This is a genomic window from Methylocapsa acidiphila B2 (genome assembly GCF_000427445.1).
In the GTDB taxonomy this organism is placed as follows: domain Bacteria; phylum Pseudomonadota; class Alphaproteobacteria; order Rhizobiales; family Beijerinckiaceae; genus Methylocapsa; species Methylocapsa acidiphila.
Genome location: NZ_KE386496.1, coordinates 2546162 through 2571213 on the forward strand (window position 1 = coordinate 2546162; position 25052 = coordinate 2571213).

Annotated in this window: 16 protein-coding genes; 8 read left to right on the top strand and 8 right to left on the bottom strand. The window is 63.5% G+C overall.

The genetic code is table 11. The features are described from left to right. Positions 1-59: 59 nt before the first annotated feature. The 4 genes from bamA to METAC_RS25285 all read right to left on the bottom strand — a co-directional run bounded on the left by bamA (position 60) and on the right by METAC_RS25285 (position 7238). Complete coding sequence (bamA, locus tag METAC_RS0114515; protein ID WP_026607602.1) at positions 60-2516, bottom strand: outer membrane protein assembly factor BamA; 2457 nt, start codon at positions 2514-2516, stop codon at positions 60-62. 308 nt (positions 2517-2824) lie between these two features. Continuing rightward, positions 2825-3970, bottom strand: coding sequence for an RIP metalloprotease RseP (gene rseP / locus METAC_RS0114520; protein WP_026607603.1), 1146 nt, complete (start codon positions 3968-3970; stop codon positions 2825-2827). 665 nt (positions 3971-4635) lie between these two features. Next, a complete protein-coding gene (gene dxr / locus METAC_RS0114525; protein WP_051335593.1) occupies positions 4636-5877 on the bottom strand; it encodes a 1-deoxy-D-xylulose-5-phosphate reductoisomerase in 1242 nt (413 codons plus the stop codon). Positions 5878-6065: 188 nt separating this feature from the next. Further along, the gene (locus METAC_RS25285; RefSeq protein ID WP_156898230.1) at positions 6066-7238 is read right to left on the bottom strand and encodes a hypothetical protein; all 1173 of its coding nucleotides are present in this window, start codon (positions 7236-7238) and stop codon (positions 6066-6068) included. Between the two features lie 258 nt (positions 7239-7496). Here METAC_RS25285 and METAC_RS0114540 point away from each other — a divergent pair, with 258 nt between their 5' ends. Both METAC_RS0114540 and lexA read left to right on the top strand, forming a co-directional pair. After that, on the top strand, positions 7497-8096 hold the full coding sequence (locus tag METAC_RS0114540; protein ID WP_026607606.1) for a superoxide dismutase: 600 nt from the start codon (positions 7497-7499) through the stop codon (positions 8094-8096). A 462-nt stretch (positions 8097-8558) separates the two neighbouring features. Next, positions 8559-9272 (top strand): transcriptional repressor LexA, encoded by a 714-nt coding sequence (gene lexA, locus METAC_RS0114545; RefSeq protein ID WP_026607607.1) that lies wholly within the window; start codon positions 8559-8561, stop codon positions 9270-9272. Between the two features lie 36 nt (positions 9273-9308). Here lexA and METAC_RS23800 read toward each other — a convergent pair whose 3' ends face one another. Next, positions 9309-11633 carry a ComEC/Rec2 family competence protein gene (locus tag METAC_RS23800; protein WP_084143668.1) on the bottom strand — a complete coding sequence of 775 codons (2325 nt, stop codon included), beginning with the start codon at positions 11631-11633 and terminating at the stop codon, positions 9309-9311. Between the two features lie 182 nt (positions 11634-11815). On the opposite strand from METAC_RS23800, the gene gltX reads away from it, so the two are divergent. From gltX to METAC_RS0114570, 4 genes are all read left to right on the top strand, one after another. Beyond that, positions 11816-13237 carry a glutamate--tRNA ligase gene (gene gltX / locus METAC_RS0114555; RefSeq protein ID WP_026607608.1) on the top strand — a complete coding sequence of 474 codons (1422 nt, stop codon included), beginning with the start codon at positions 11816-11818 and terminating at the stop codon, positions 13235-13237. Between the two features lie 201 nt (positions 13238-13438). Then, complete coding sequence (gene gltA / locus METAC_RS0114560; protein ID WP_026607609.1) at positions 13439-14728, top strand: citrate synthase; 1290 nt, start codon at positions 13439-13441, stop codon at positions 14726-14728. Positions 14729-14843: 115 nt separating this feature from the next. Beyond that, on the top strand, positions 14844-16100 hold the full coding sequence (locus METAC_RS23805; RefSeq protein ID WP_036255620.1) for an FAD-dependent monooxygenase: 1257 nt from the start codon (positions 14844-14846) through the stop codon (positions 16098-16100). A 100-nt stretch (positions 16101-16200) separates the two neighbouring features. Continuing rightward, positions 16201-16605, top strand: coding sequence for a DoxX family protein (locus METAC_RS0114570; RefSeq protein ID WP_026607610.1), 405 nt, complete (start codon positions 16201-16203; stop codon positions 16603-16605). A gap of 93 nt (positions 16606-16698) precedes the next feature. On the opposite strand, the gene METAC_RS25290 is transcribed toward METAC_RS0114570, so the two are convergent. Both METAC_RS25290 and hemW read right to left on the bottom strand, forming a co-directional pair. Continuing rightward, on the bottom strand, positions 16699-18570 hold the full coding sequence (locus tag METAC_RS25290) for a peptidoglycan L,D-endopeptidase MepK (protein WP_084144008.1): 1872 nt from the start codon (positions 18568-18570) through the stop codon (positions 16699-16701). Positions 18571-18944: 374 nt separating this feature from the next. Then, complete coding sequence (gene hemW / locus METAC_RS0114580; protein ID WP_026607611.1) at positions 18945-20120, bottom strand: radical SAM family heme chaperone HemW; 1176 nt, start codon at positions 20118-20120, stop codon at positions 18945-18947. A gap of 358 nt (positions 20121-20478) precedes the next feature. Here hemW and METAC_RS27145 point away from each other — a divergent pair, with 358 nt between their 5' ends. After that, on the top strand, positions 20479-21393 hold the full coding sequence (locus METAC_RS27145) for a hypothetical protein (RefSeq protein WP_026607612.1): 915 nt from the start codon (positions 20479-20481) through the stop codon (positions 21391-21393). A gap of 153 nt (positions 21394-21546) precedes the next feature. Next, entirely contained in the window at positions 21547-23385 is a 1839-nt protein-coding gene (clcA, locus tag METAC_RS23815; protein ID WP_156898231.1) for a H(+)/Cl(-) exchange transporter ClcA, read from the top strand. A gap of 111 nt (positions 23386-23496) precedes the next feature. On the opposite strand, the gene METAC_RS0114595 is transcribed toward clcA, so the two are convergent. Then, positions 23497-24960 carry an MBL fold metallo-hydrolase gene (locus tag METAC_RS0114595; RefSeq protein ID WP_026607613.1) on the bottom strand — a complete coding sequence of 488 codons (1464 nt, stop codon included), beginning with the start codon at positions 24958-24960 and terminating at the stop codon, positions 23497-23499. Between the last annotated feature and the right edge of the window lie 92 nt (positions 24961-25052).

The window sequence follows — 25052 nt, forward strand, 5'->3', positions numbered from 1 at the left end:
TCGGACCATGCAAAAGGCGGCGTGGGAATTGGTCCCCGCGCCGCCTGTCGCGAGAATTGTCAGAAGGTGGTGCCGCCAGTGAAGCGGAAGAACTGCGTCTGGTCATATTGGCTCTTTGTAAGAGCCTTGGCGAAGTCGAACCGAATCGGCCCCATCGGCGACGCCCAGATGATCGACCCGCCGACTGAGGTGCGGATGTAAGGACTGTTGGAGCCGACGGCGATGCAAGTGCCCTGCGTGTAGTTAGGCGCGACATTATTCGGAGTGCAAACGCCATCCGAGCTGAAATTCCACTTGCCGCTATAGCCGAACAAAGTTCCCGCGTCCGCGAAAATCGCCCCCTTCAAGCCGAGATCTCTCGGAAGGCCGAAGATGGGAAACTGCACTTCCAAACTGGCGCCGACATATTTGGTGCCGCCAAGCGCGTTGCCCGACGTGTTGCCGTAGGTCGCGGCATCCGACACGTCGCGCGGGCCAATGCCGTTCGGAGCGAAGCCGCGGACGAGGCTCGGCCCCATGTTGAAATTATCGACGATGCGCAGCTGGCTCGAGCCCAAACTTTGAATATCGCCGGCCTGAAGATGGACGAGACCGACGATCTGATCTGCGATCTCATGATAGTAGCGCAGGTCGCCCGTGCTGCGGACAAAGTGGGACTGGCCGCCGGCGCCGGCCACATCCTGGCGCAGTTCGGCGTACATGCCGCCCGACGGCGATTTATTATTGTCGAGCGTATTGTAAGACAGCGTGTAGCCAACCATCGAGGTAAGGACATTGCCTTGCGCCTGCTTCAGCGCCAACGAGGCCTCGCCATTGGTCAAGCAACTATTCCAATAATTCACACTGGTTCCATTGTATCCAGGCGTCGTGCCCCAAATTGGGTACTGACAATCGTTATAGGGATGCTTGTAATCATTCGGGATGGTTATGTCGGTGTTGTAGATCGAGTAGCGCGGCGAGAAGGTGAGCTCTTCCGTTATGGGAAGGCCCAGGCGCAAGGTGCCGCCGGTCACGAAGCTGCTGTAGTAGGAATATTGCGAGACGTCAGACTTCTTGGCGTAGACGTCAAAGCCCGCCGCCATGCGGTTGCCGAGGAAATAAGGCTCGGTGAAGCTGAAGTCGACGCCGCGGGAATGCTGGCCCTCGGAGACGGCGAGCTTCACATATTGGCCCCGACCCATGAAATTCGTCTCGGTCACCGAGACCTCGGCGACGAATCCGTCGGACGTCGAATAGCCGCCCGACAAGGACAAGGCGCCCGTCGCCTGATCTTCAACGTCGACGACAATAATCACCCGATCCGGCGCCGAGCCTGGTTCGTTGGTGATCTTCACCCTCTTGAAATAGCCGAGATTATTGAGCCGCCGCTCCGCCCGCTCCACGATGACGCGATTATAGGCGTCGCCTTCGCCGAGATCGAACTCACGCCGAATGACATAGTCGCGCGTCCTCGTGTTTCCGCGGACCACGATCCTCTCGACATAGACCCTCGGACCTTCGTCGATGACGAAGGCGATGGTGACGGTGCGGGTCGCCGGGTCGCGGTCGCCGCGCGGATGCACTTGCGAAAAGGCGTAGCCGCGCCGCGCGACCTCCTTGGTCAAGGCGTCGACGCTCTTCTCGACCATATCGCCATTGTAAATTTGGCCGGCGGACAGGCGCAACAGCGGCAACAAAGACGCGCCGTCGATATCGGCTATATGCGATTCCACGACGACCGAAGCGATCGAATATTGAACGCCTTCCTCGACGGTGATGGTGATGATGTAGCCGCCCTGCGCAGGATCATATTGCGCATCGGAGCCGACGACGCGGAAATCCGCATAGCCGTTCTTCAGGTAGAACCTGCGGATGAGCTCGAGATCGGATGCGATCTTGTCCGGATCGTAAACGTCAGACGTCTTGATGAAGGACAGGAAATTCATCTCTGTCGTCTGCATGAGATCGCGCAACTTGCCCGACGAATAAACGACGTTGCCGACGAAATTGATCGCCTTGATGCCGGTCTTTTCGCCCTCATCCACGGTGAAGACGACGTCCAGCCTGCCGTTCGGCAGATCGACTGTGCGGGCGGTGACCGACGCGGCGGAACGGCCGGAGCGGCGGTAAATATCCTTGATTCGCTCGATATCCGCGTCGACGGTCGCCCGGCTGTATGGACCGCGCGACTTCGACTGGATCTCAGCCTGAAGCATCTCGGTCTTGACCTTGCTGTTGCCCTCAAACGCGACGCGGTTGATGATATTGTTTTCGGTGACCCTGATGACGACGCGGCCGCCCTCGCGCAGCACCCGCACATCTGAGAAAAGGCCGGTAGCGTAAAGATCCTTCACGCCCTTATTGACGGCGGCCTGATCGGACCCGGTGAAATAGCTGGCGATGGTTTCGCTATCGATGCGCTTGTTGCCCTGCACGGAGACGCCTTCGGCGGCGGCTCCCGAAGCAAGCGCGGCCAAACAAGCGACCGCCAAAGCCGTCGCGACGAACCGGTTCAAAAATCTACGCATGAACTGCATTGTGAAACCGGTCCTCACATTCCTCGACGTCGGTTGGCGGGCCGCACGGCGAGTGAGTTGCATCAACTGGCTTTATTCCAGAGGTCAAGGCGCGGATTGCACGCCTCTTCCCAAGCTCAGCTTCTACAGCGTTTAAACCACGCCGCAAATCAAGATTGAATTTGATGAGCTATTTTAAGCCGGGCGTTGCGAACAAGACACGGTTTGCAGTGATCAAAACGTAAAGAGGTAAGGTTAACAAAACGGCGAACGCAGGTGCGTTCGCCGACTGATCAAGCCTTTATCGCCTTTATATCGCCCAATTCCTGCTATCCGAGATGCAGCAACTGGCGAGTCAGGCGCACAATATCGTTATAAGTTGCGAAGATCATGAGGCTCGCAACCAAGGTCAGGCCGAGCTTGAAGCCAAATTCCTGCGCCTTCTCATGCATCGCCTTCCCCTGAACCGCCTCGACGGCATAGTAGAATAAATGGCCGCCATCGAGCAGCGGGATCGGCATGAGATTGAGAATCCCGACAGAAATGGACAGAATTGCGGCGAGATTCAACAAAGCCGCCAAACCGATCTTAGCCATCTCGCCCGAGACCTCGGCGATCCGGATCGGGCCAGACAATTGGTCGGTGGATTCGCGTCCCATGACCAGGCCGCCGACATAAGACCCGGTCCGCGCGACGACGAACCAAGTTTCGGAGCCGGCCCGCTTGACGGAGTCGATCAAGCCGAAACGTTGCGTGCGCCAATTTTCTGGCTTGGCGCCGGCCTCGACTCCAAGAACGCCGACCCGCGTGGTGCCGAAGGGCGTCTTGATCTCCCGCCGATGCGGCGTGGCGACGAGTTCGATGAGTTTGTCCTGGCGCTCGACTTCGAAGGTCAAGGCCACGTCGCTCGAAGCTTGAACGATCCGTTGCATGTCTTCGAAACTGGCGATCTTGTCTCCATCGATCGCGACGATCCGGTCACCCGGCTGAAAGCCCGCGCCCTCGGCGACGCTTCCGGCCGCAACCTTATCGACAACGGGCGACAGCACAGCGCGGCCGTTGAAATAGAAGATGCAGGTGAAAATGACGATCGCCAGCACGAAATTCGCGGCTGGCCCGGCGGCCACGATCGCCGCGCGCTTCCACACTTTTTGCGCGAAAAAGCTGACTGCACGCTCGTGCTCTGGCATGGCGGCCGCGGCCTCGCGATCCGTCACAGAGGCGCCGTTCGCATCGCCGTGGAACTTTACGTAGCCCCCGAGAGGAAGAACGGCGAGCCGCCAGCGCGTCCCATAACGATCGACGAAGGCGAAGATCTCCGGCCCGAAGCCGAGGGAGAAAGCGTCAATCTTGACGCCGCACCAGCGACCAACGAGAAAATGTCCCAGTTCATGAAAGAAAACGACGAGGCTCAAGACGAAAATGAATGGGACTATATACACGCCGGCCGACCAGATATGCGCTATGATTGACATTGGAGCTCCTAGAGCATGATCCAGGATCGATGAACGAAACCCGGGATCAATGCTTCGATTGACGACGATAGACAGTTATTCCAAGTCCAACTTCCAAGTCCCCCACCCCTCTCGGACCACGGCGCATCCTTTTTCGGGAGGCCGCTAGAGCGAATTCCAACCAAATTCGAGTCATCCAATCGATTTGGAATTCACTCAATCTTTAAAGCTTGAGCATATACTTCCCGATCAGATCGACTTAGGTCCAATCGGAACGCGCTCTAGGCCCAAGCAAGAACGATGCGCACGAAACGTGGGCGGATATTCTTAGTTGGCCAACGCCATTCCGCTCGGACCGCGCACACTCGGATCGGGACCCAGGATCAAATATCGTTCGGAGCGACCGAAAACAAAGCCTCATCGCATATTCATAGCGCGATTAAATGCGACCGATCATGAACATGCGGTTACGCCTTTTCGCCTCGCACGCACTCGCGGCGGCGCCTCATTTCGCGCCGATTCCGCATAGAACTGGTCCTAAACGAAAGCAATCGAACCAATCGCATTGAGCGGAAAGGAGGCGGGGCGCTACTTGGCCGTCCTTAATTAACATCTGCCGCTTTAGCAATTCAATGGAGCCGAATGCAAGCGTCGCCTATGCGCCCGCGCTTCCCCTCCAGTCATCACTAGTTCAAACGGACCGCCGCGCGCAGACCGCCATTACGCGGCAAAACGCCGCGCGCGAGCTCTCGCGCGGCCATATCCATCTCGAGCGCGTCGGCGACCGTTTCCGGCGCATGCGCCGCGCCCGCCGCCCATGCCGCCTCGCAGACCTCCTCGACGATGCTCGCGATCTCATGAAAGGAGATGCGCCGATCAAGAAAGGCCTCGACGGCGATCTCATTGGCCGCATTCAAGACAGTGGGGAGCCCCTGCCCCGCGCGCAAGGCCTCCAAGGCGACGCGCAGGGCGGGGAACCGCACGAGATCCGGCCGTTCGAAGGTCAATTGGCCGACCGCCGCCAGATCGAGGCGCCGCGCGGCCGTCTTGATCCGCTCGGGATAGGACAGGCAATGGGCGATCGGCACTTTCATGTCGGGGGCGGCGAGGCCGGCGGTGACGGAGCCGTCGACGAAAGCGACGAGGCCGTGAACGACCGATTGGGCGTGAACGAGAACATCGAGGCGCGCGGCTTCAATCGCAAAAAGATAATGCGCCTCGATCAGTTCGAGGCCTTTGTTCATGAGTCCGGCGGAATCGATCGTGACCTTCGGCCCCATGGACCAGTTCGGATGCGCCAAAGCCTGTTCCGGCGTCGCCGCGGCTATGGCTTCGCTGGTCCAGGTCCGAAACGGTCCGCCCGAAGCCGTGAGCGTGATCATCTCGATGGTCGCGAGATCAGCGTCGCCCATGGCCTGGAAAATGGCGTTATGCTCGCTGTCCACCGGCAGAAGCCTCGTTCCCATCGCCGCGGCCTGACGCATGAAAGGCGCGCCAGCGCAAACCAGGCATTCCTTATTCGCGAGCGCGATCGTTCGTCCCGCCGAAAGCGCCGCAAAAGTTGGCGCGACGCCCGCCGCGCCGGCGATGGCGCCGACGACGATATCGGCCGGATGCAAGGCCGCCTCGACGACGGCTTCCGCCCCGGCGGCCGGCTCGATCGAGGTGCCGGCCAAAGCCTCCTTAAGCTCGGCATAGCCCGAGGGGTCGGCGAGAGCCGCGAATTTCGCGCCAAGCTCGCGAGCGACCCGAGCGAGGGCCAGAGCGTCGCGGCCTCCGGCGACCGCCGCGACCCGAAACGCGCCGCCGGCGCCGGAGATGATTTCGGCGGTCGATTTCCCAATCGATCCGGTCGCGCCGAGGATCACCACGCTGCGCGCATCCCCGGACTCCGCCGCGGCGCGCGGCGATTCGATGACTTTCTCCATGCCGGTTCAGCCGCTCTTTCTTCGTGGCGTCGCGATGGGCCTCACAGGTTCGATCCAAAATGACCGACCAAGCCTATGGCGGGATTATCAGGAAACCATTTGCGCCGCGACTCCCGATATGCCTAGGAAGCCGCGAAGCACAAACATTGCCAGGTCAAATGAGCCGGGCGCAATGGCCAAGCAAGGCCTCAGCCTTGCGATTCCATAAAGGCCTTCAAATCCGCCATCGACTTGAAATGATAGACGCCGCGTTCCGATTGGGCGTCGATCGATCCATCGGCGTACATGACGTAAGACGTGCCTTCGGATTCATAGCGGCCGGCGATCGCGAGGCCTTGGTCCGTGGGCGGCGAGTCCGGCTCTTCCAGTTCGCGCGAAAGCGTTTCGAATTCAGCCATCTCGTCCGGGCCTTGCGGCGGCGAGGCGATTCGGCTGGCGCCTGAACGACTCCTGGAGTCCCCGCCAACCGATGGACCGAAGCCGGAAGCGACGTCCGTCCCGGTGGGCAGCCCCGCGCGGAACGACGCCGGCCCCTCTCCCGCACCAGCAGCGGCCACAGTCGAGGCGGGCGCCCCTGGTGCAAAGCTCGAGCTAGTTCCGCTGATTTCACGCGTTCCGGCCGCGACCGAACTCGAAGGCCCCATTCGGGCGGCGGGATCGCGCAATGGCGCCCCGGGCGGCGAGCCGGCGACAACGGCGGGCCCGGAAATGCTGGGCGCGCCGACCGCTTGCCCAGGGCCGGGGCGTGATTTCGGCCAGGCCTCGACCTTGGCCGCCACGAGCCGACGCACGTCCTCGATCGACGCGCGGGACATAGTCGCGGCGTCCCGCACCGCCTCGCCCGGTTGCGGCGGCGGAACGCGCGATCGGCCGCGGTGAACGTCGATTTGCTCCACGACCCGCGGTGGCGGCAGCGGCGACGCGTTCTTGGCGTCAGCGATCCGGGGTTCGGGCGAAGCCGCGGCGGGCGGCGGCGCAAGGCTTGCCCCACGACGCTCGCCCCTTTCGAGCGGCGGCTCTTGGGAGGGCGGCGCTTCGGAAGGCAGCGCTTGGGACGGCTGCGCCTCTCGGGGTTGCGGCGCCGCCTCATCCAGCGGTCGGATCGCCGCCGCAACCTGCTCCTGCGGCAAGGGCAGCGGCGCGGCCTCGAGCGCGGCCTGCTCCAAGAACAGCCGTAGCCGGGTCAAGGCCTGCAGGATGAAACCGAGCGCAATGGTGACGATTCCGCAAGACAGCGCGGTCGCGCCGGCGATCACGCTCGACCAGCCGCGCTCGACGTTCACGATGCCATAGCCGAAAGAGACGGCTGCGGCGCCGCAAACCGAAAGCGCAAGCCCGAGGGCGAAAACCAAATAACTCATCTGCCTTTGTCCACGCGCCGCTCCGCCTTTGACCCAGCCAGCTATGGCCAAGAGAGCCAGAAGTTAGCGCAAACCGAAGCGGCCGCAAAATTGCTCGCTTTCTGACGGCCTCCCAGGGCACAGGAGATATACTATAACATTAGTCGAATTTATCCCGCCGCGGCGGTTGCCGGCTTTGGCGAGGCCGTTTACTTATGCCGCGCATGCGGCCGCCGAGCGTCGGCTTCGTCGACCGCGTCGCGCTATCAGGAGCACCCTATGTCCTTCACTCTGCCCGAACTTCCCTATGGCTACGAGTCCCTGCAACCCTATCTGTCCAAAGAGACTTTGGAATATCATCACGATAAGCACCACGCGACTTATGTGACCAACGCAAATAATCTCCTCAAGGACAGCGGCCTCGAAGGCAAGTCGCTCGAGGAGATCGTCAAGGATTCCTACGGCAAGAACGTCCCGCTGTTCAATAATGCGGCGCAGCATTACAATCATTCGGAATATTGGAAGTCGATCAAGCCGAATGGCGGCGGCGCCATTCCCGGCGCGCTGGAGAAAGCCCTGATCGACAGCTTCGGCTCGGTGGCCAAAGCCAAGGAAGATCTGGTTCAGGCCGGCGTGACCCAGTTCGGATCGGGCTGGGCTTGGCTCGCCGTCAAGGACGGCAAGATTTCGGTCTCGAAGACCGGCAACGCCGACAATCCGCTGACCCAAGGCGCGACCCCGATCCTGACCGTCGACGTTTGGGAGCACACCTATTACATCGACTATCGCAATCGCCGCCCCGATTATCTGAAGGCTTTTGTCGATAATCTGGTCAATTGGGAATATGTCGCGGAACGCTACGAGGCGGCGATCAAGTAATTTTTGGAGCGCCGCGCGGAGTCCGCGCCACGGCGCTCCCCGAGAGCGAAAGCCTATCATCGGCCGCGCCCGCGCGGCCGCTTCCATCGCCCGGCCTCGGCGCTAGAGATCGGCCTTCTTCAAGTCTTCGATTTCGCGGATCGGCCCAGCGACCACGGCCTTTGGCCAACTTGGTCGAATACGCTGCGCGTGCGCGTTATCCGCCGAACTGCCCAACTCCGGGGTTCTGCTGTGCGCTCGTCTTTCGACAGACGACGCTTTCGACCGCGCGTCCCTTTGACCGCGCCGCGACGCCGCCAGCGCCAACGACTGGTTCGTAAACTACATAATCGCCCCCCCTTGCCGAACGCAGCGCGAACATATTGGGTATGTTCACCGTTTGTGCGAAGCCCCGCAATGCTGTATCAGTCGGCGAGATCGAAGCGATTCGGAGCCGCGCGGCTCGGGAGAAGGCCAAGGCCCATGTTGACCAAAAAGCAAAGCGAGCTCTTGCGCTTCATCCATGAGCGCCTCAAGGAGACCGGCGTGCCGCCCTCCTTCGACGAGATGAAGGACGCGTTGGATCTGCGCTCCAAATCGGGCATCCACCGCCTGATCATCGCGCTCGAGGAGCGCGGATTCATCCGCCGCCTGCCCAATCGGGCCCGCGCGCTCGAGGTCTTGCGCCTGCCGGGCTCCTCGACGCCGGCGGAGCCCAATCGCAGCAAGAAATTCGCGCCGAGCGTCATCGAGGGGAATTTGGGCCGGGTCCGCCCCATGCCGGCGCACGCCGCCGACGATGATTTGGGACGTTCGGTCGTGGCCATTCCAGTGATGGGGCGAATCGCGGCGGGCACGCCGATCACCGCCCTACAGAACCGCAGCCATACGATCAGCCTGCCGCCCGACATGCTGCCGCAAGGCGAGCATTACGCGCTCGAAGTCCGCGGCGATTCCATGATCGAGGCCGGGATCTTCGATTCGGACACGGTCGTGATCCGCAAGCAGGATACGGCCGAGACCGGCGACATTGTCGTCGCCCTCATCGACGACGAGGAGGCGACCCTGAAGCGCTTGCGCCGGCGCGGCGCCTCGATCGCGCTCGAGGCCGCCAATCCCGCTTATGAGACGCGGATTTTCGGCCCGGACCGCGTCCGCATTCAAGGCAAGCTCGTAAGCCTCATTCGCCGCTATTGACCGCGGCGTCGGCTGGGCGACGCATCGGCCGTCATCCTAATCCAGCGGCGCGCCATCGTCGGCCTCGCCTTGCTCCAAAACAGGGCTGGTCGTCGTCTCGCCTTGGACGTCCGGTCCCAGGCTCAGCGGTTGCGGCGCCCGACCCCACAGGCGCTTCGGCGCGCGCGACCAGGGCCTGTCCTCATCCGCCGCGCGCGCCGTGCGGAATTCGACGCCTTTCGCTCCAAAAGACAAGGCGAGCGCGCCGGTCTGCTTCAATTTTTCGCGATCGATGACAATGCCGGCGGCGCAGCCGAAAGGCGCGAAATAGGGCGTCACGATAATATCGGCGCGGGCGCAATCCTCGGCGAAAGCGCGCCGATCGAGCACCAAAGCGACGGTTCGCCGGCCGGCCATGCGGCCGACGCAGCCGAGCCGATCGCAGTTGTCTTTTTGAACGGCGGCGCGGGCGGCCCGCCCGTCGGCGTCGGCCCGTAGCCATTGCTCGGCGGCGAAAAGGCTCGGCCGCAGCCCGATGACGGCGAGACGGCCGTCCGGTCCGCGCAACGCGGCAGAGTCGCCCGACGCCGCCACGGCGAGGTCGAAGGCGGGGCCGGAGGCTGCGCCGAGAAGCCCGATCAGAACGAGCGGAACAGCCATGGCGCGGAAAGACAGCGTCCGCCACAGCACGATGGAAAGCAGGGCGAGGGTGAGAAAGACGATCGCCCAAGGCGCGAAGGCGGGGAGATGGATCGTCGCGCCGGGCAATTCGCCGACCTTCCGCGCCGCGAACATGATGGAATCAATGCCGAAGCCGACATAGCGCCAAACCCAGGGATCGAGGCCGAGCGGATAGAGCAGCGCGCCGAGGAGCGCGCCGGGCACTGCGAAAATCTCGATCACGGTCAGGGTGAGCGGATTGCCGATCAGCACATAGGGGCTCAATTCGTGGAAATTAAAGGCCATGAAGGAGGCCGTGGCCGAGGTCGCGCAAAAGGTCGCGAAGAGCAGGCCCGCGGGGCCGCTCTGCAAATGCCGGCTCGCCTCCTCCCATAGCAGGCGCTTGCCTGCGCCGGCCACCGGCCGCGCCGCGACGAAGAGCGGTTCGGCGCGGTCGCTCAGCTTGGCGGCGATGCGGCCTTCATAGACGGCGACCAGCGCCGCGACTGCCGCGAAGGAGAGCTGAAAGCTCGCGCCCATGATGGCTTCCGGCTCGAGCAGAATCACGATCAGCGCGGCGAAGGCGAGATTGCGCATAGTCAGGGCCTGGCGGTCGAGCAGCACCGCGCCCAGCATGATCAGCGTCATGAACAAGGCGCGCTCTGTGCCCACGCGTGAGCCGGTCGCGACATCATAGAAGATCGCGCCCGCCATCGCGGCGGCGGCGGCCCATTTCTTGATCGGATAGCGGAGGGCAAGTCCGCCGCTGAGCGCCAGAAGGCGGCGCAGGCCGACGAAGAAAATGGCCGCGACCAGCGTCATCTGGACGCCCGAAATGGTGATGATATGGAAAATTCCCGCTTCGCGAATCACGTCCTTCGCGGATTCGGAGAGGAGATCGCGCTTGCCGGTCACCATCGCCGCGGCGATCGCGCCGGCGTCGCCGCCAACGATCGCATCGATGCGGCGCGCGAGCGCGTTGCGGCCGCGATCGAGGGCCATCATGGCCGCGAGCATGGGGCCGGGCGGCGCGGGAGGGGCTGCGAGCTCGATCCGGCCCAGCGCATTGCCGACCGCGCCGAGCCGCGCGAACCAGGCGTCCCTGGCGAAATCATAGCCGCCGGGCAGGCTCGCGCGGGCGGGCGGCAGAAGCCGGGCTTTCAGGCGAACATAGGCGCCGGCGTCAAAGGGCGGCGTCCGACGGATCGAAAGCCGGACCCGAAAGGGCGTATCCTGCCGCGCCAATCCTTCCGCCGCCACGATGCGCAAGATGAAGCGCGCGCCGGCGCGGCGAAAATCCATTTGCTCGACATAGCCCTCGACCGTCGCGATCCGAACCCGGTCGATGACGGGGGCAGCGGCGCAGGCAGTCCGCCAGGCCGCCGAAAGCTCGCCGGCGAAAAAGGCGCAAAGGCCGCAGAGGATGAAAAAAGCAAGCCTATGGTCCCGCACGAACCAGGCGAGGCCTGCAAACAGAGCCGTCAAAGGCCCGATCAGCCAAAGCGAAGGCTCGCGGTCGGCGTAAAAATAGGCGAGCACACCGGCGCCGGCCGCGACCGGCAGCCAAAGGAAAAGCCGGCGAAGCGCGATCTCGGTCTCGGTCTCGAAGTCGCGCGCCAAACGGTCGAGAAGCCCTTCGAGACCCGCGCGCAGCCTCGCGGCGAGGCCGCCCGTCTTGGCCGCGCCGCCGTCGTCGATCGCCGTCCCGGCCGTCTCCGCCATCCGCACATCCGAAGCCGCGTCCCCGGCGTCGTCGCGCGGACGCTCCGATCAGCCGAGCCCGCCGCCGAGGTCCCTTTTCTTTCGGCGTTTCCATGTTACACGACCCGACGCGGCGCGTAAGGCCGAGGAGCCGACCCGCCAATGATTTTCTCCAAGCTTTCAAACGTGCAGGAATTCCGGTCATGACCGATGCTGTGGTCACGCGCTTCGCCCCGTCGCCAACGGGATTTCTCCATATCGGCGGAGCCCGCACGGCGCTGTTCAACTGGCTCTACGCGCGCCACGCCGGCGGCCGCATGTTGCTGCGCATCGAGGACACCGATCGCGAGCGATCGACCGAGGCCGCGATCGCGGCGATTCTCGACGGACTTTCCTGGCTCGGCCTCGATTGGGACGGCGAGGCGGTCCATCAATTCCGCCGCGCCTCGCGCCATCGCGAAGTCGCCGAAAGCCTGCTCGCCTCGGGAGACGCCTATCTTTGCTATGCGACGCCGCAAGAGCTCGAGGAAATGCGGGAGAAGGCCCGCGCCGAAGGACGCCCGCCGCGTTATGACGGGCGCTGGCGCGAACGGCCCGCTTCGCAAGCCCCGGCCGGCGTCGCCCCCGTCGTGCGCCTCAAGGCGCCGCAAGAGGGCGAGACCGTGCTCGACGACAAGGTTCAAGGTCGGGTGAGCTTCGCCAACAAGGATCTCGACGATTTCATCCTGCTGCGCTCGGACGGGACGCCGACTTTCATGCTCGCCGTGGTCGTGGACGATCATGACATGGGCGTCACGCAAATCATCCGCGGCGACGACCATTTGACCAACGCGGCGCGGCAGATGCAGATCTATGAGGCGCTCGGCTGGACCGCGCCCGGCATGGCCCATATTCCGCTGATCCATGGCGCGGACGGCGCGAAACTCTCGAAGCGCCACGGCGCGCTCGGGGTCGACGCCTATCGCGCCATGGGCTATTTGCCGGAGGCGTTGCGCAACTACCTCGTCAGGCTCGGCTGGAGCCACGGCGATAAGGAATTCTTCTCGACGCAGGAGATGATCGACGCGTTCGATCTCGGCCATGTCGGCCGTTCGCCGGCGCGTTTCGACTTCGTCAAGCTCGAGAGCATGAACGGCCATTATATTCGGGCGAGCCGCGACGCCGACCTCGTTGCGGCGCTCGAAGCGACCACGCCCTATCTGCCGCCGGGCGGCGGCGACCCGATCGCGTTCGACGACGAGACGCGGACGAAATTGCGCGCAGCCATGCCGGGCTTGAAGGAGCGCGCGAAGACCTTGGTCGAGCTGCTCGACGGCGCCGCCTATCTCTTCGCCAAGCGGCCGCTCGTCTTGGACGCCAAGGCGCTGGCCCTTCTCGACGCGGTCGGACGCGCCCATATCGCCAGCCTTTTGCCCCGTTTCGCCTCGCTCGAGACCTGGTCGGCGAAAGGGGCCGAAGCCGCTGTGCGCGACTATGTCGAAGAAACCAAGGTGAAGCTCGGTCAGGTCGCACAGCCTTTGCGCGCCGCGCTGACCGGCCGCGCGACGTCGCCAGGCATTTTCGACGTGCTGGAAGTGCTCGGCCGGGAAGAGAGCCTCGCCCGACTCCAGGACCAGGCCCATTGACCGGGCGCGGCGATGGACTACGGGGTTCGCAACCGGACAGAAACCGGTTCGTCCCGGCGGCTTGAACGGGGACCGCGCATAAGATAGTATTTTTGCGTCGCATCAATCGATGCAGCGACGCAACTCTCCTCCGTTGACTCCAGCACATCTCAAGCGCGGCCCATTCGGCGCGACACAGATTTTATCAAGAAGGCAGCCTCTATGAGCGAGACGACCGGCTCCTTTAGCCTCGGCGACCAGACAGTCAGCATGCCGGTCAAGGCCGGAACCATCGGCCCTTCGGTCGTCGACATCGGCAAGCTCTACGCCCAAACCGGGATGTTCACCTACGACCCCGGCTTCACGTCGACCGCGAGCTGCGAGTCCGAGATCACCTATATCGACGGCGACGAAGGGATATTGCTCTATCGCGGCTATCCGATCGAACAGCTCGCCGAGCAGGGCGACTTTCTCGAGACCTGCTATCTGCTTCTCTATGGCGAGCTGCCGACCCCGACGCAAAGCCGCGACTTCAACTATCGCATCACCCGGCACACGATGGTGCATGAGCAGATGGCCCGGTTCTTCCAGGGCTTCCGCCGCGACGCTCATCCCATGGCCGTGATGGTGGCGAGCGTCGGCGCGCTCTCCGCTTTCTACCATGATTCGACCGATATTTCGGATCAGCGGCAGCGGATGGTCGCCTCGATGCGCCTGATCGCCAAGATCCCGACGCTCGCCGCAATGGCTTATAAATATTCGATTGGGCAGCCCTTCGTTTACCCCAAGAACGAGCTGGACTACACGTCGAACTTCCTACGCATGTGCTACGCGGTCCCCTGCGAGGACTATAAGATCAACCCGATCTTCGCGCGCGCGCTCGACCGCATTTTCATTCTGCATGCCGATCACGAGCAGAACGCCTCGACGTCCACCGTCCGCCTCGCCGGCTCTTCGGGGGCCAATCCGTTCGCCTGCATCGCGGCCGGCGTCGCCTGCCTTTGGGGACCCGCGCATGGCGGCGCCAATGAAGCCGCCCTCAAGATGCTGACAGAAATCGGCACGGTCGAGAACATTCCGAAATATGTCGCCCGCGCCAAGGACAAGAACGATCCGTTCCGCCTCATGGGCTTCGGCCACCGAGTCTATAAGAATTACGACCCGCGCGCCAAGATCATGCAGCAGACCTGCCACGACGTCTTGAACGAGCTCGGCCGCAAGGACGACCCCCTGCTCGAGGTCGCCATGGAGCTCGAGAGAATCGCGCTCAGCGACGAATATTTCATCGAGAAGAAGCTTTATCCGAACATCGACTTCTATTCCGGCATCACCTTGAAGGCGATGGGCTTCCCGGTCTCCATGTTCACCGTTCTTTTCGCCGTCGCCCGCACTTCGGGCTGGATCGCGCAATGGAAGGAGATGATCGAGGATCCGGGCCAGAAGATCGGCCGGCCGCGCCAGCTCTACAAAGGCGCGACCCGACGCGACTATGTGCCGGCGGACAAGCGCTAAGACGGCGCGCTTCCCCTCGCCAAACGCGTTCGACCGGGCTAAATAGTTTCGATACGCGCGTATTTCTGGAAAGGCGGCCTCAGGCCGCCTTCTCCGGTTTGGCCTCAAGGCGGTCATGTCTCTCGCTAGCCCGGACATTAAGACGGATATTCTCGTGGCCGGCGCAGGGGCCGCCGGCCTGTCCGCGGCTCTCGCTCTGGCCCAGGCGGGCTTCGCAGTCGTTTGCGTCGGCCGCCTCGACCGACGCCCCAATGGCAGGACGGTCGCGCTTTTCGAAGCGTCCCTCCGATTTTACAAATCGCTCGGGCTTTGGGCGCATTTTCGCGGCAAGACCGCCGCGCTCGAAAAAATCACGATGATTGACGCGACCGAAGCGCGGCTTCCAGTTCCGGCGGTGACCTTTGCGGCGCGCGAGATCGGCCTCACGGCTTTCGGCGAGAATATCGAGAACAGTATCCTTGTCGACGGTCTCGCGGAGATCGCGGCGCGCGCGCCCGGCCTCGACCTGCACGAGGGTCTGCTCGAGGACCTGAGCTATGAGCCTGAGATCGTCCGAGCGACGCTGGCCGACGGACGCCGCGTGGAGGCCAAGCTGGTCATCGCCGCCGACGGCCGCGCATCGCTCGCGCGCAGCAAGGCGGGCATTGGCGCCCGCAACTGGGCCTATCCTCAAGTCGCGCTCACGGCTCTGCTCAGCCATCGAAAGCCGCATCGCCATGTCTCGACCGAATTTCACACGCGATGGGGACCTTGCACGCTGGTCCCGCTGCGCGCGCTCGAAGGCAGGCCGAATCGTTCAAGCCTCGTCTGGCTGATGTCGGCGCAGGACGCCGACAGCCGAGCCGCGCTCGAGCCGGAAGCGCTCGCGCGCGAAATCGAAAAGCAGGTTGATTCATGCGTCGGCCAAATCGAGGTCGAAGGCGCCTGCGGATTCTTCCCGATGGCTGGGATGAGCGTCGACAGCCTGTTCGGCCACCGCGTCGCACTGATCGGCGAGGCCGCCCATGTTTTTCCGCCCCTCGCCGCGCAAGGCCTGAACCTCAGCCTGCGCGACATTGCCGCCCTGGTCGAGGCGGTCGAAGACGCGCGGGAAGCAGGAGAGGACATTGGCGGCGCGAAAGCGCTTTCTGCCTACGCAAAGGCCCGCCGAGGCGATATTTCCCTGCGAACGAACGGGGTCGATATTCTCAACCGCTCGCTCCTCTCCAATCTCTTCCCGATCGATTTCCTGCGCGGCGCGGGCCTTGTCGCCTTCTCGGTGATCGGACCCTTGCGACGGGCGCTCATGCGCGAGGGCGTTCTGACCCATCGCGCCCTGCCCCGCCTCATGCAGGCGCGGCCGCCGCGATACGCGCGGCAGGGGCGCGGCTGAGAGGATTGTCGCCGAGCCATGCGCCGGCAAAGTCTCAACTCGGCTTCCCTCGGCGCATCCCGCAAATTACCGTCGCGTTCTTGGAGAAGGACTGTTCCGCATGACCTTGACGCGCATCGCCGAGCTTTCGGCGCCCAGGCTCCTCAGCGTGCTGAGGATCGTTTCGGCGCTTCTGCTTCTCCAACATGCGACGGCGAAACTGTTCGGCTTTCCCCATGTCGCCAGTTTCGAGGGTCTCAAGCTTCTGTCGCTGCTGGGCGTTGCGGGAATTCTGGAGCTTGTTGGCGGCGTCTTGCTTTTGCTCGGCGCGTTCACGCGGCCCGTCGCTTTCATCCTGTCCGGCCAGATGGCCTTCGCCTATTTCCTCGCCCATGCCGGACGCGGCTTCTTCCCTGCGCTCAACCAGGGCGAGCCCGCGGTGCTGTTTTGCTTTATCTTTCTTTATCTTGCGGCGGCGGGCGGCGGCGCATGGAGCCTGACAGATCGGCGCCCCCACATGGAATAAAAGGACGGAAAGTTCCGAGTCCGATTGATTGAACGGCGCGGGCTTTCGCCTTTTAGCTTTGGGAGGGCCAAAGCACGGTCGATCGTTGGAGCGTCACTTGCCCGACGGCGATGATCCATCCGCGACGTTTGCCGCTTCGGACGCCTGCTTCGTCGCTTGAGCGGAGAAATGCGCGCTGTCGAGCTCGCTGGCCACCGCGCGGAAGGCCGACACCAAGCCGGCTGTCGGCAGATTGGACAAGGCGTCCGGAATGATGCGCGCCGCCTGGCGCAGGCCGGTGAGCGCCTGTCCAAGAAAGGACGGAGTCGGTGCGCTGGCGTTCGCGACGTCGCCTGTGAGGCTCGGAAGATTGGCGTGATCAGGCCGCGCCGAGACGATTGTCGTGCGCTCCGCTTCGGTGGCGTCCTTGCCGGTCGCTGCGCCGCGAAGCCTTGGCGTTTGTCCGCCATCCGCGTAGGCGAGAACCTGCGTCGGCAAACCGGCTTGGTCTTTCGGTCCCTGTGTGATGACCACAGGCAGGCTGGCCGCGCGGGCAAGCTGGGTCGCCCCTCCCGCCGCGACATTCGTCGCAACCGCCGGCTTTGCGCCGGCGTCGCTCCGATCCGACGCCGGCAAGGCCGCGACGCGGTCGAGTCCTTGCGGCCGAGATGGGGGCAACGGCGCTTCCGCGACGGCGACGAGATCAAGCGGACGCGACGGCGGCAATGGCGCGGCTGCGGCCAGCCATCCCGTCCTCGTCTTGTCCTTGAGCAAACCGCCGGACGCCGCCTCGGCGTCATTGTCGGCGACGGCTGCGTCAATCGCACTGGTCGCGCCGCCAAGGCTGGCGACGACCGTCTTGCTCGCGCTCGACGCCTGATCGAGCTCACGCTCCGGCGAGGGCGCGACGGCGATTTTCGGCGTCGAGGCGACCTTCGGCGCGGAAGCGACACGATCGTCATCCGCTGCGCTTCCTCGCGCCGCCGCTACGCTCGCTTGCTCGACCCCAGAGCGTCCCGGCGCCGCCGCGCCGAGGCCGGCGACCCTCGTGCGGTCGCGGCGAGAGCCCGCGCTGCGGACGATCTCGGCGTCTTCTTCCTGATCGCGATTTTGATCGTGGTTGCCAAAGAGCCAAGCAAAGAAATTGCCGCCGCTCGAGGCAGGCGCATCGGTTGTCACGCCGCCGCGCGCGGCGATCTCGGCGCGGGCCTCTTCATAACGCGGGAGCGTTCTGCCATTAGACGCGAGATGGACGGTCTTCCCGTCAGGGAAGAGGCGGGCGAGCTGATCATAACTCATGCGCGGCCAATGGCGCACATTGCCGACGTCCAGATGGACGAAATTCGCGTTGCCATAATAGCCGACGCCGCCTCTCTGCAGGCGCATGCCGAGCTCGCGAATCTTCTCCATGGACATCCCCGGCATAGTCGTGTCCATCGCCTTGCCGAGTATATGTTGCGAGTGCTCGGCGACCGCGCGCGACCGTCGACGCAACATGGCGTTGGTCTCGGGAGACCGATAAGCGGAAACAACCACAATCGGCTCATTGGCGCCTGCGGAGCGGTAGGTTTCCCATACAACGTCAAACAAGCGCGGATCCATCTTGGTCCGGTCGTTGTTGCGCCAGTCGCGCAAGAACCAGTTGAGCTTCTCGAGAACGGCCGGATCATAAGCGCCATTGACGCGGAAGGTCGCGTCGATCGATTCGCCCGTATGCGAATGGTAGAGACTCAACGTGCGCGTATCGCCATTGGCGACGGCGGTTTCGGTTGACGACGGCAGCAAGGAGCCGAGCACGAAGACGCCGAAATAGGCCGCGGCCTGGAAAACGCCGCCCTGTTTGAAATTCGTGATGACGCGCGGTTGTCGCAAATCAATTCTCACCAGTAGGGCGTTCGTCGCGTGCAACGCCGATCGGTTAACGTCGAAGGCCGCCTTTGTCGTAAGACACCTCTTAATGATCGACCGGTTAATGTCCCGTTGCATGGCAGTCCGCGCCCCCTCAGCGAGATCGCCGCCGATCCGGAATCGTTGCGATTGGTTCAACATAAGTCGCTGAATGTGGCGACCATGTGTCCGCTGGGCGAAGGGGTTTCATGCGCCGATTTCCTATAGCGCGTCACGCTCGCTCGAGCCTTGCGCGACGGTTCGCCTCACCCGCATGGGACGCAAGGGATTCAACGCGTTGGAACGACTGGGGCGCCGCATGGAAAGAACGGAACGAGAATTAACGAGTCCGGCGTTTCACCCGAACCCGACGTGACAACGCCGCGTCGAGTCAACCCCTGGATCCGGGATCGATTCGAGACGAAATGTTGAAAATGGCGAAAACGCGCCGAACAGAGCGAGACGCCGCGACTTCAGGCCGCGAGATCGGCGACGACCGCGTCGAGCACCGGGAAGCCTTCCACGCTCACTCTCAATCTTCCCTGCGGCGCATATTCGACCATGCCCTCGGCGACCAGAGAAGCGACCCGATCTGGATCGAGGCGCCGTCCCGACATGGCTTCGAAACGATCGGGCTCGATTCCTTCGGCGAGCCTGAGGCCCATCAGAAGAAATTCATCGCCCTGCTCTTCCTTTGTGAGAAGCTCGTCCTCGACAAGCGCATGGCCGTCGCCCTCGACGACGGTGAGCCACATTTCAGGGTGCCGCTCCGTCGCCTGGGCGCGTCGTCCGGCAGGAGTTGAGATCCGGCCATGCGCGCCGGGGCCCACGCCGACATATTCGCCATAGCGCCAGTAAATGAGATTATGACGGCTCTCGGCTCCGGGCCGCGCATGATTGGAGACTTCATAGGCTGGAAGGCCGGCCCTGCCCATGACCTCCTGGGTCGTGTCCCAGAGGTCGCGCGCGAGATCCACATCGGGAACCCTGAGCTTGCCGCCGTCGCGCAGCCGCTCGAACATTGTGTCGGGCTCGATCGTCAATTGATAAAGGGAAAGATGGTCGCGCGCGCGCTTCAGGGCGGCGTCCAGCTCCCGCCGCCAATCCTGCGGAGTTTGATTTGGCCGCGCATAGATCAGATCGAAGGAATAGCGCTCGAAGATCGATGCGGCGATCTCCACCGCCGCCAGGGCCTCGGCCGCCGAATGGGCGCGGCCAAGCGCCTTCAAGTCGACGTCGTTCAACGCCTGCACCCCGAGCGAGATTCGATTGACGCCGGCGGCGCGAAAGCCGCGAAAGCGGCCGGCCTCTACGCTGGTCGGATTGGCCTCCAACGTAATTTCCGCATGCGGGGCGATGGACCAATGATCGGCGATCGCATCGAGTATCGCCGCGACCGTGCCGGCCTGCATCAAAGACGGCGTGCCGCCGCCGAAGAAAACCGAAGATACGGTGCGGCCCATGGTCAGGCCGGCGCGATGGCCGAGCTCCGCGCGATAGGCGGCAAGAAAGCGGCCCTCGTCGATCGACTCGGCACGGACATGGCTGTTGAAATCGCAATAGGGACATTTGGAGAGGCAGAAGGGCCAATGCACGTAGATCCCGAAGCCCGGGTCGACGGCAAGTGGACTCTGACCAACCTTCGTCATCTCGTATCGCGCCATTTTGGACTGTCTCATTTTCAGGCGCTCGGGCCGAGATCTCAAACGAACTAAATCGGCGACGCCGCTGCGCCTGCAATGTCGCAAGGTTCAATATAGAGCCCCAAAGATCTTCCAACAAGAAATCGCGCGCCCGCGAATTAAGACCCACGAATTAAGAGCGGTCAAAGTCGCGCCATAATTTCCAGCACAGTGCGCATTTGGAGATTTCAGCTTCGCATAGGCTTTGCCGCTCATGCTCGACGAATCAGATTTCGGGCGGATTGCTTAAGAATGCGTTCACCACGCTTGGATAGCCTCTGCCGTCGGAGCCGTTGCGTTGGTGAAAGTCGAGAGTAGGTGAACATTGGGTTATCTCGCTCCGCCGCCGATGCCGGCGCCCGTCGTGGTCACCAAGGATGTCGGCGGCTATGTCACGGATTATCAGGCCCAAACCGAGATCTATCGGTCCTCGGATCGCGAAGTCAGGCTCCATGAGTGCCGTTCCGCCTGCACCCTGGCGCTGAGCCTGCCCAATGTTTGCGTCTATCCGGACAGCATCCTCAAATTCCATCTCGCGTACGATCCGCGCAATCATCAGACCGACGCCAATGTCTCGCAACAGCTTTTCGATTCCTATCCGCCGGCCGTGCGTGCGCGGCTCGGCGGCCTGACGCGCGAATACAAGGTTTTGCGCGGCAGCGAATTGATCGGGCTCGGCGTCCGAAATTGCAATGAGGACCGCGTCATGGTCGCCGCCCGCACCCCGCGCAAGACGCCGCCTTCGCTTCGCGGCCCGGTCCAGCAGGCCCCGGCGGAACAAGGATCCATTTTCGCCGGCCTGATGCAAAATCTTTTTTCCGGCTTCGGAGACGCCGGATCGCGGGCCGACGCGCCTCGCGACAAGATCGCCATCGCGCGGGCGGGGTCGCAAGCGAGGCTGGCTTCGGCCGAAGCGCCCGCAACCGAGACGCCTTTGCCGCCGCCTCGGCCGGCGGACGTCGAGCCCGGCGAGATCGCTTTAACGGAGCACGCGCCCGAGACGGGCTCGGCATTCCAGGAAAACGCCAAAGCCGTGGCCGCACCGCCGCTTGCGCAAACGGCGATGGTCCAGATTTCGGAGGCTCCGATTTCAGAGGCCCCTTTACCGCCGCAGCGGCCCATGGATCTGTCGCATGGCTACGCCTATCGGCTCGCGGCGATCCCCTTGCCGAAAATCATCACCGGAGCCCAGCCGATCCTGCCGCCTGGTTTCGGCGCTTATGCGCCGCTCTCCCGCTAGATCCGGCGCATGCGCTCTTTCAATTCGGATGGCGGCGCCCTCAGTAAGAACGGCTAAATATTGCGGCGCCGAAGATGCGCGTGTCCGGCGGCGGCGCAATCGGATATGTAGGCCCCTGCCGGATTCGCCGCGCGACCTGCTGGGACGCCGATATTGGACGCCATATTCGGAAGCGACAGCCTGCCGTTCGCCATCGCTGCGACGGCGCTCGCCCTTGGACTCTGCCTATTTCTCCTGATCCTCCGCCGCGCCCTAACGGCTAAGTCTCTCGCGTTGCGGCGCGGAACCCCGAATTCGTCCCGCCTGAGCGTCGGTGAAACCCTAGAGATCGATTCGACGCGGCGGCTCGTCGTCATTCGCCGCGATAATGCCGAGCATCTCATCATGATCGGCGCGGCCAGCGACCTTCTTTTGGAACACGAGATTTTCGAGCCTCGGCGGAACACTGAGGGGACTCGCGGAGAAGTCCTCGAGGCGATCCGCGCCAAAATCTTGGCGCAGGACGCAAACGACGTCTCATCTCCCGCACTTCCAGACGCCGAGTCCGACGCGTTTCCCGAAGCTCCGCCCGCCCCTCGCGCGGCCAGCGAAGAACCTTCTCGTTCTTTCCGCGAGGACCGCATCAATCCGCGCGCCTCGGCCCGGGCGCTGGAGAAAGCCTCGGTCCAAGCCAGGAGGGCGGTCGGACGCGGACTTACGATCGGCTCGGGCTTGATCCCTTTGGCGCTGCTTGCAGGCGCCGCCGGGGCGGGCGCCGGATTAATCGGCGGGCTGTTCCGGCTGGCCTTGCGGCAAGCCTCCCATCTCCGCTCCGCAATGCCCCTTTGGTGGAGCGACGCTCCGCTTCTCGGCTTCGGCTTGATCGTCGTGGGCGCCGCTGTGGCGACGGCGCTCGCCGTGTGGCTCGTGCGCCGTTTCATGGAGCATGCCGCCGGCAGCGGCATTCCTCAGATCGAGGCCGTGATCGGCGGCGAGCTGCCGCCGCCTTCCTTGCTGCTACTTCCGATCAAATTCATCGGCGGCGTTCTGGCGATCGGCTCCGGCCTCGCGCTCGGCCGCGAAGGGCCTTCCGTGCAAATGGGCGCGACCTTGGCTGATGCGCTCGGAAAAGCATTCGGGCGCAACCCGGACGATCGCCGGTCGCTCATCGCGGCCGGAGCCGGAGCCGGCCTCGCCGCCGCCTTCAATGCGCCCCTCTCGGGTTCAGCCTTCGTGCTGGAGGAACTGATCCGGCGTTTCGACCCTCGCGACGCCATCGCCGCGCTGGGCGCAGCGGGCAGCGCGATCGTGATGGCGCAACTCCTAACTGGCCCTGCGCCGGCTTTTACGGTCGCCGACCTTCCTTATCCAGAGCCGGCCGATAATCTGCTCAGCTTCGCCCTGGGGGCTGTGGCCGGCGCGCTGGGCGTCATCTATAGCCGCGTGCTTCTCGGCGCGCTCGCGGCGGCCGATAGGCTCACGCGATGGCCGCCGGAGTTGCGCGGCGCCCTGCTCGGCGCGGCTGTCGGCGCGCTGGCCTGGTTCGCGCCCCGCCTCGCCGGCGACGGCGAGCAACTCATCCAGCAGACCCTCGACGGCGCCTATGCATTGAGTCTGATCCCCTTGCTTTACCTGCTCCGGCTCGGCCTCGGCGCCGCCTCCTATTCCTCCGGCGCGCCAGGGGGCATATTCGCGCCTCTCCTCGTCCTCGGCGCGCAAATGGGCTATTTTTTTGGCGGCTTGTGGCATCCCGCCGGCGTCGATCCGGCCGCTCACGCGGTCTCTTTCGCGATCGTCGGCATGGCCGCTTTGTTCAGCGCCGTCGTGCGCGCGCCGCTGACGGGCATCATCCTCGTCACCGAGATGACCCAAACCTCGAACCTGCTCTTGCCCATGCTCGCCGCCTGCTTCTCCGCCATGGCGACTGCGTCCATCCTCGGCGAGCCGCCGATCTATGATTCCCTCAAGGCGCGGATCGTGAAGGCCGCGCCAAAGACGCTCAGCCCCATATAAAATCCACCGAAGGCATCAAGCGCCATGCAATTGAGGGCCTGCTCGCGTCGAGCAGGCCCTCCTAAAAGCGAAGCGATAAATCCGATTTTGGAAACCGAAACGCCGCGACGATCAGTTCGTCGCCTGGCTGATGGCGGCGCGGAGGTCGGCGAGCGTGACGACGCCCGGACCATGGAGGGCTGCGATCTGAGCCACGTCGAGCTTGAGCTTTTGGATGTTGTCATAAAGGTTGACGGAATAGGGGTTCGGCGTCGCGGGGGGATTGCCCGGCGTCGGCGTATAGGCGTCGGCCTCGATCAGGATTTTTTCGGCCGGCAGATAGACCAGCGCCAGGTCGTCGCTATGGCCGTTTCCGGCGATGCGATGAATTTCAATCGCCCTCGACCCGTCGGTCAGCACATGTCGATCGCTATAGGTCTCGAATTTAGCGGGCTTTTGCGATCGCGACAGAAGGTCCGGGCGCAGCGTGTGCGGCGCAGCCCATGCCCCTTCGAGATAGGGCTTATCGAGCTCATGCGCCACAATGACCGCATCCGCGTCGACGAAGGTGCGCAGGCCGCCCGAATGATCGAAATGGACGTGGCTGGCGACGACATATTTGATCGGCTTGTTGGGAGCGAGCTCCTTGATCTTGTCGATCAGGGCGAGCGATCGCTCCTCATTGAGCGGCGCTTCCACCAGCACGACATGATCGCGCTGTTCGATGGCGACGCTGTGATGGGTTCCCCCGGTCAGATAATAAACGCCATTGGCGAGCTTGTTGACCGCGACGGGCGCGGGAGCCGGCGCCGCCGCGACATTTTGCGGCGCGGCTATGTCGACGGCGGGATTGAGCTTGACCGCCGCCACATTCAGGTCGAGCACCGGATGCCCGCCCTGGGTGCGCACGATATGGGCGGGAAATTGCGCGCCGCCGAAATCCTTGTAATCGCTGAAGCTTGTTTCCACCAACGTGTCGCCGAGCACGGGACTGTCGATCCAAGTGCGGACGCGCTCGAGTTGGTTGCGCGCGTTGATGACCCCGACATAATGATATTTGCCGCCGGCCGTGAAAGAGACCTCCAGATTGGCGCCCGCGGGCTCCGATTTGGCGTCATTCGCGAGCGCCGCCTTCAAGAAACCTTGCGGAGTCGCCCATATTTCCGCGAGTCGCTCTTCGACCGCGCCCGGCTGCGAGGTCGGGACGGGGGCCGTTCCGGGCGGCGAGTTCGGCGGCGGCGCTACGTTCCAAGCCGTTCCCCCGCTCACATAGAGGTCGGGTTTCTGCTCGACCGGGTCGGGTCTCAGCCGGCCTGGCTCAATCGCCTGCTTGCGCACCTGCTGCACACGAGCGCTCGGAACGTCGTAATTAATGTCGGCGACATAGCTCGTCACGTCGAATTGCGGCCAAGGGGCGTTGGGGATCGGCGCCTGGCCGAATTGGAACCAGCGCCCCGAGCCTGAAAATTCGATGGATTTGACATTGGCGGCGCCAAGGGCGGTGGCGGCGTCCCGCAGCGAAGCGGCTTGCGCCGCGCCGAAAGCCATGGTCAAGGCGAAGGTCAGGCCGGGAAGGGTATTGAGCGCTTTTCGCATGAGGCCTCTCTTTGAGTCTATATAGTCTATAAAACTACTATATAGAAGCACGCAGCACACCCATCGTCAAGCCGCGTCGAAACCTCCCGCTT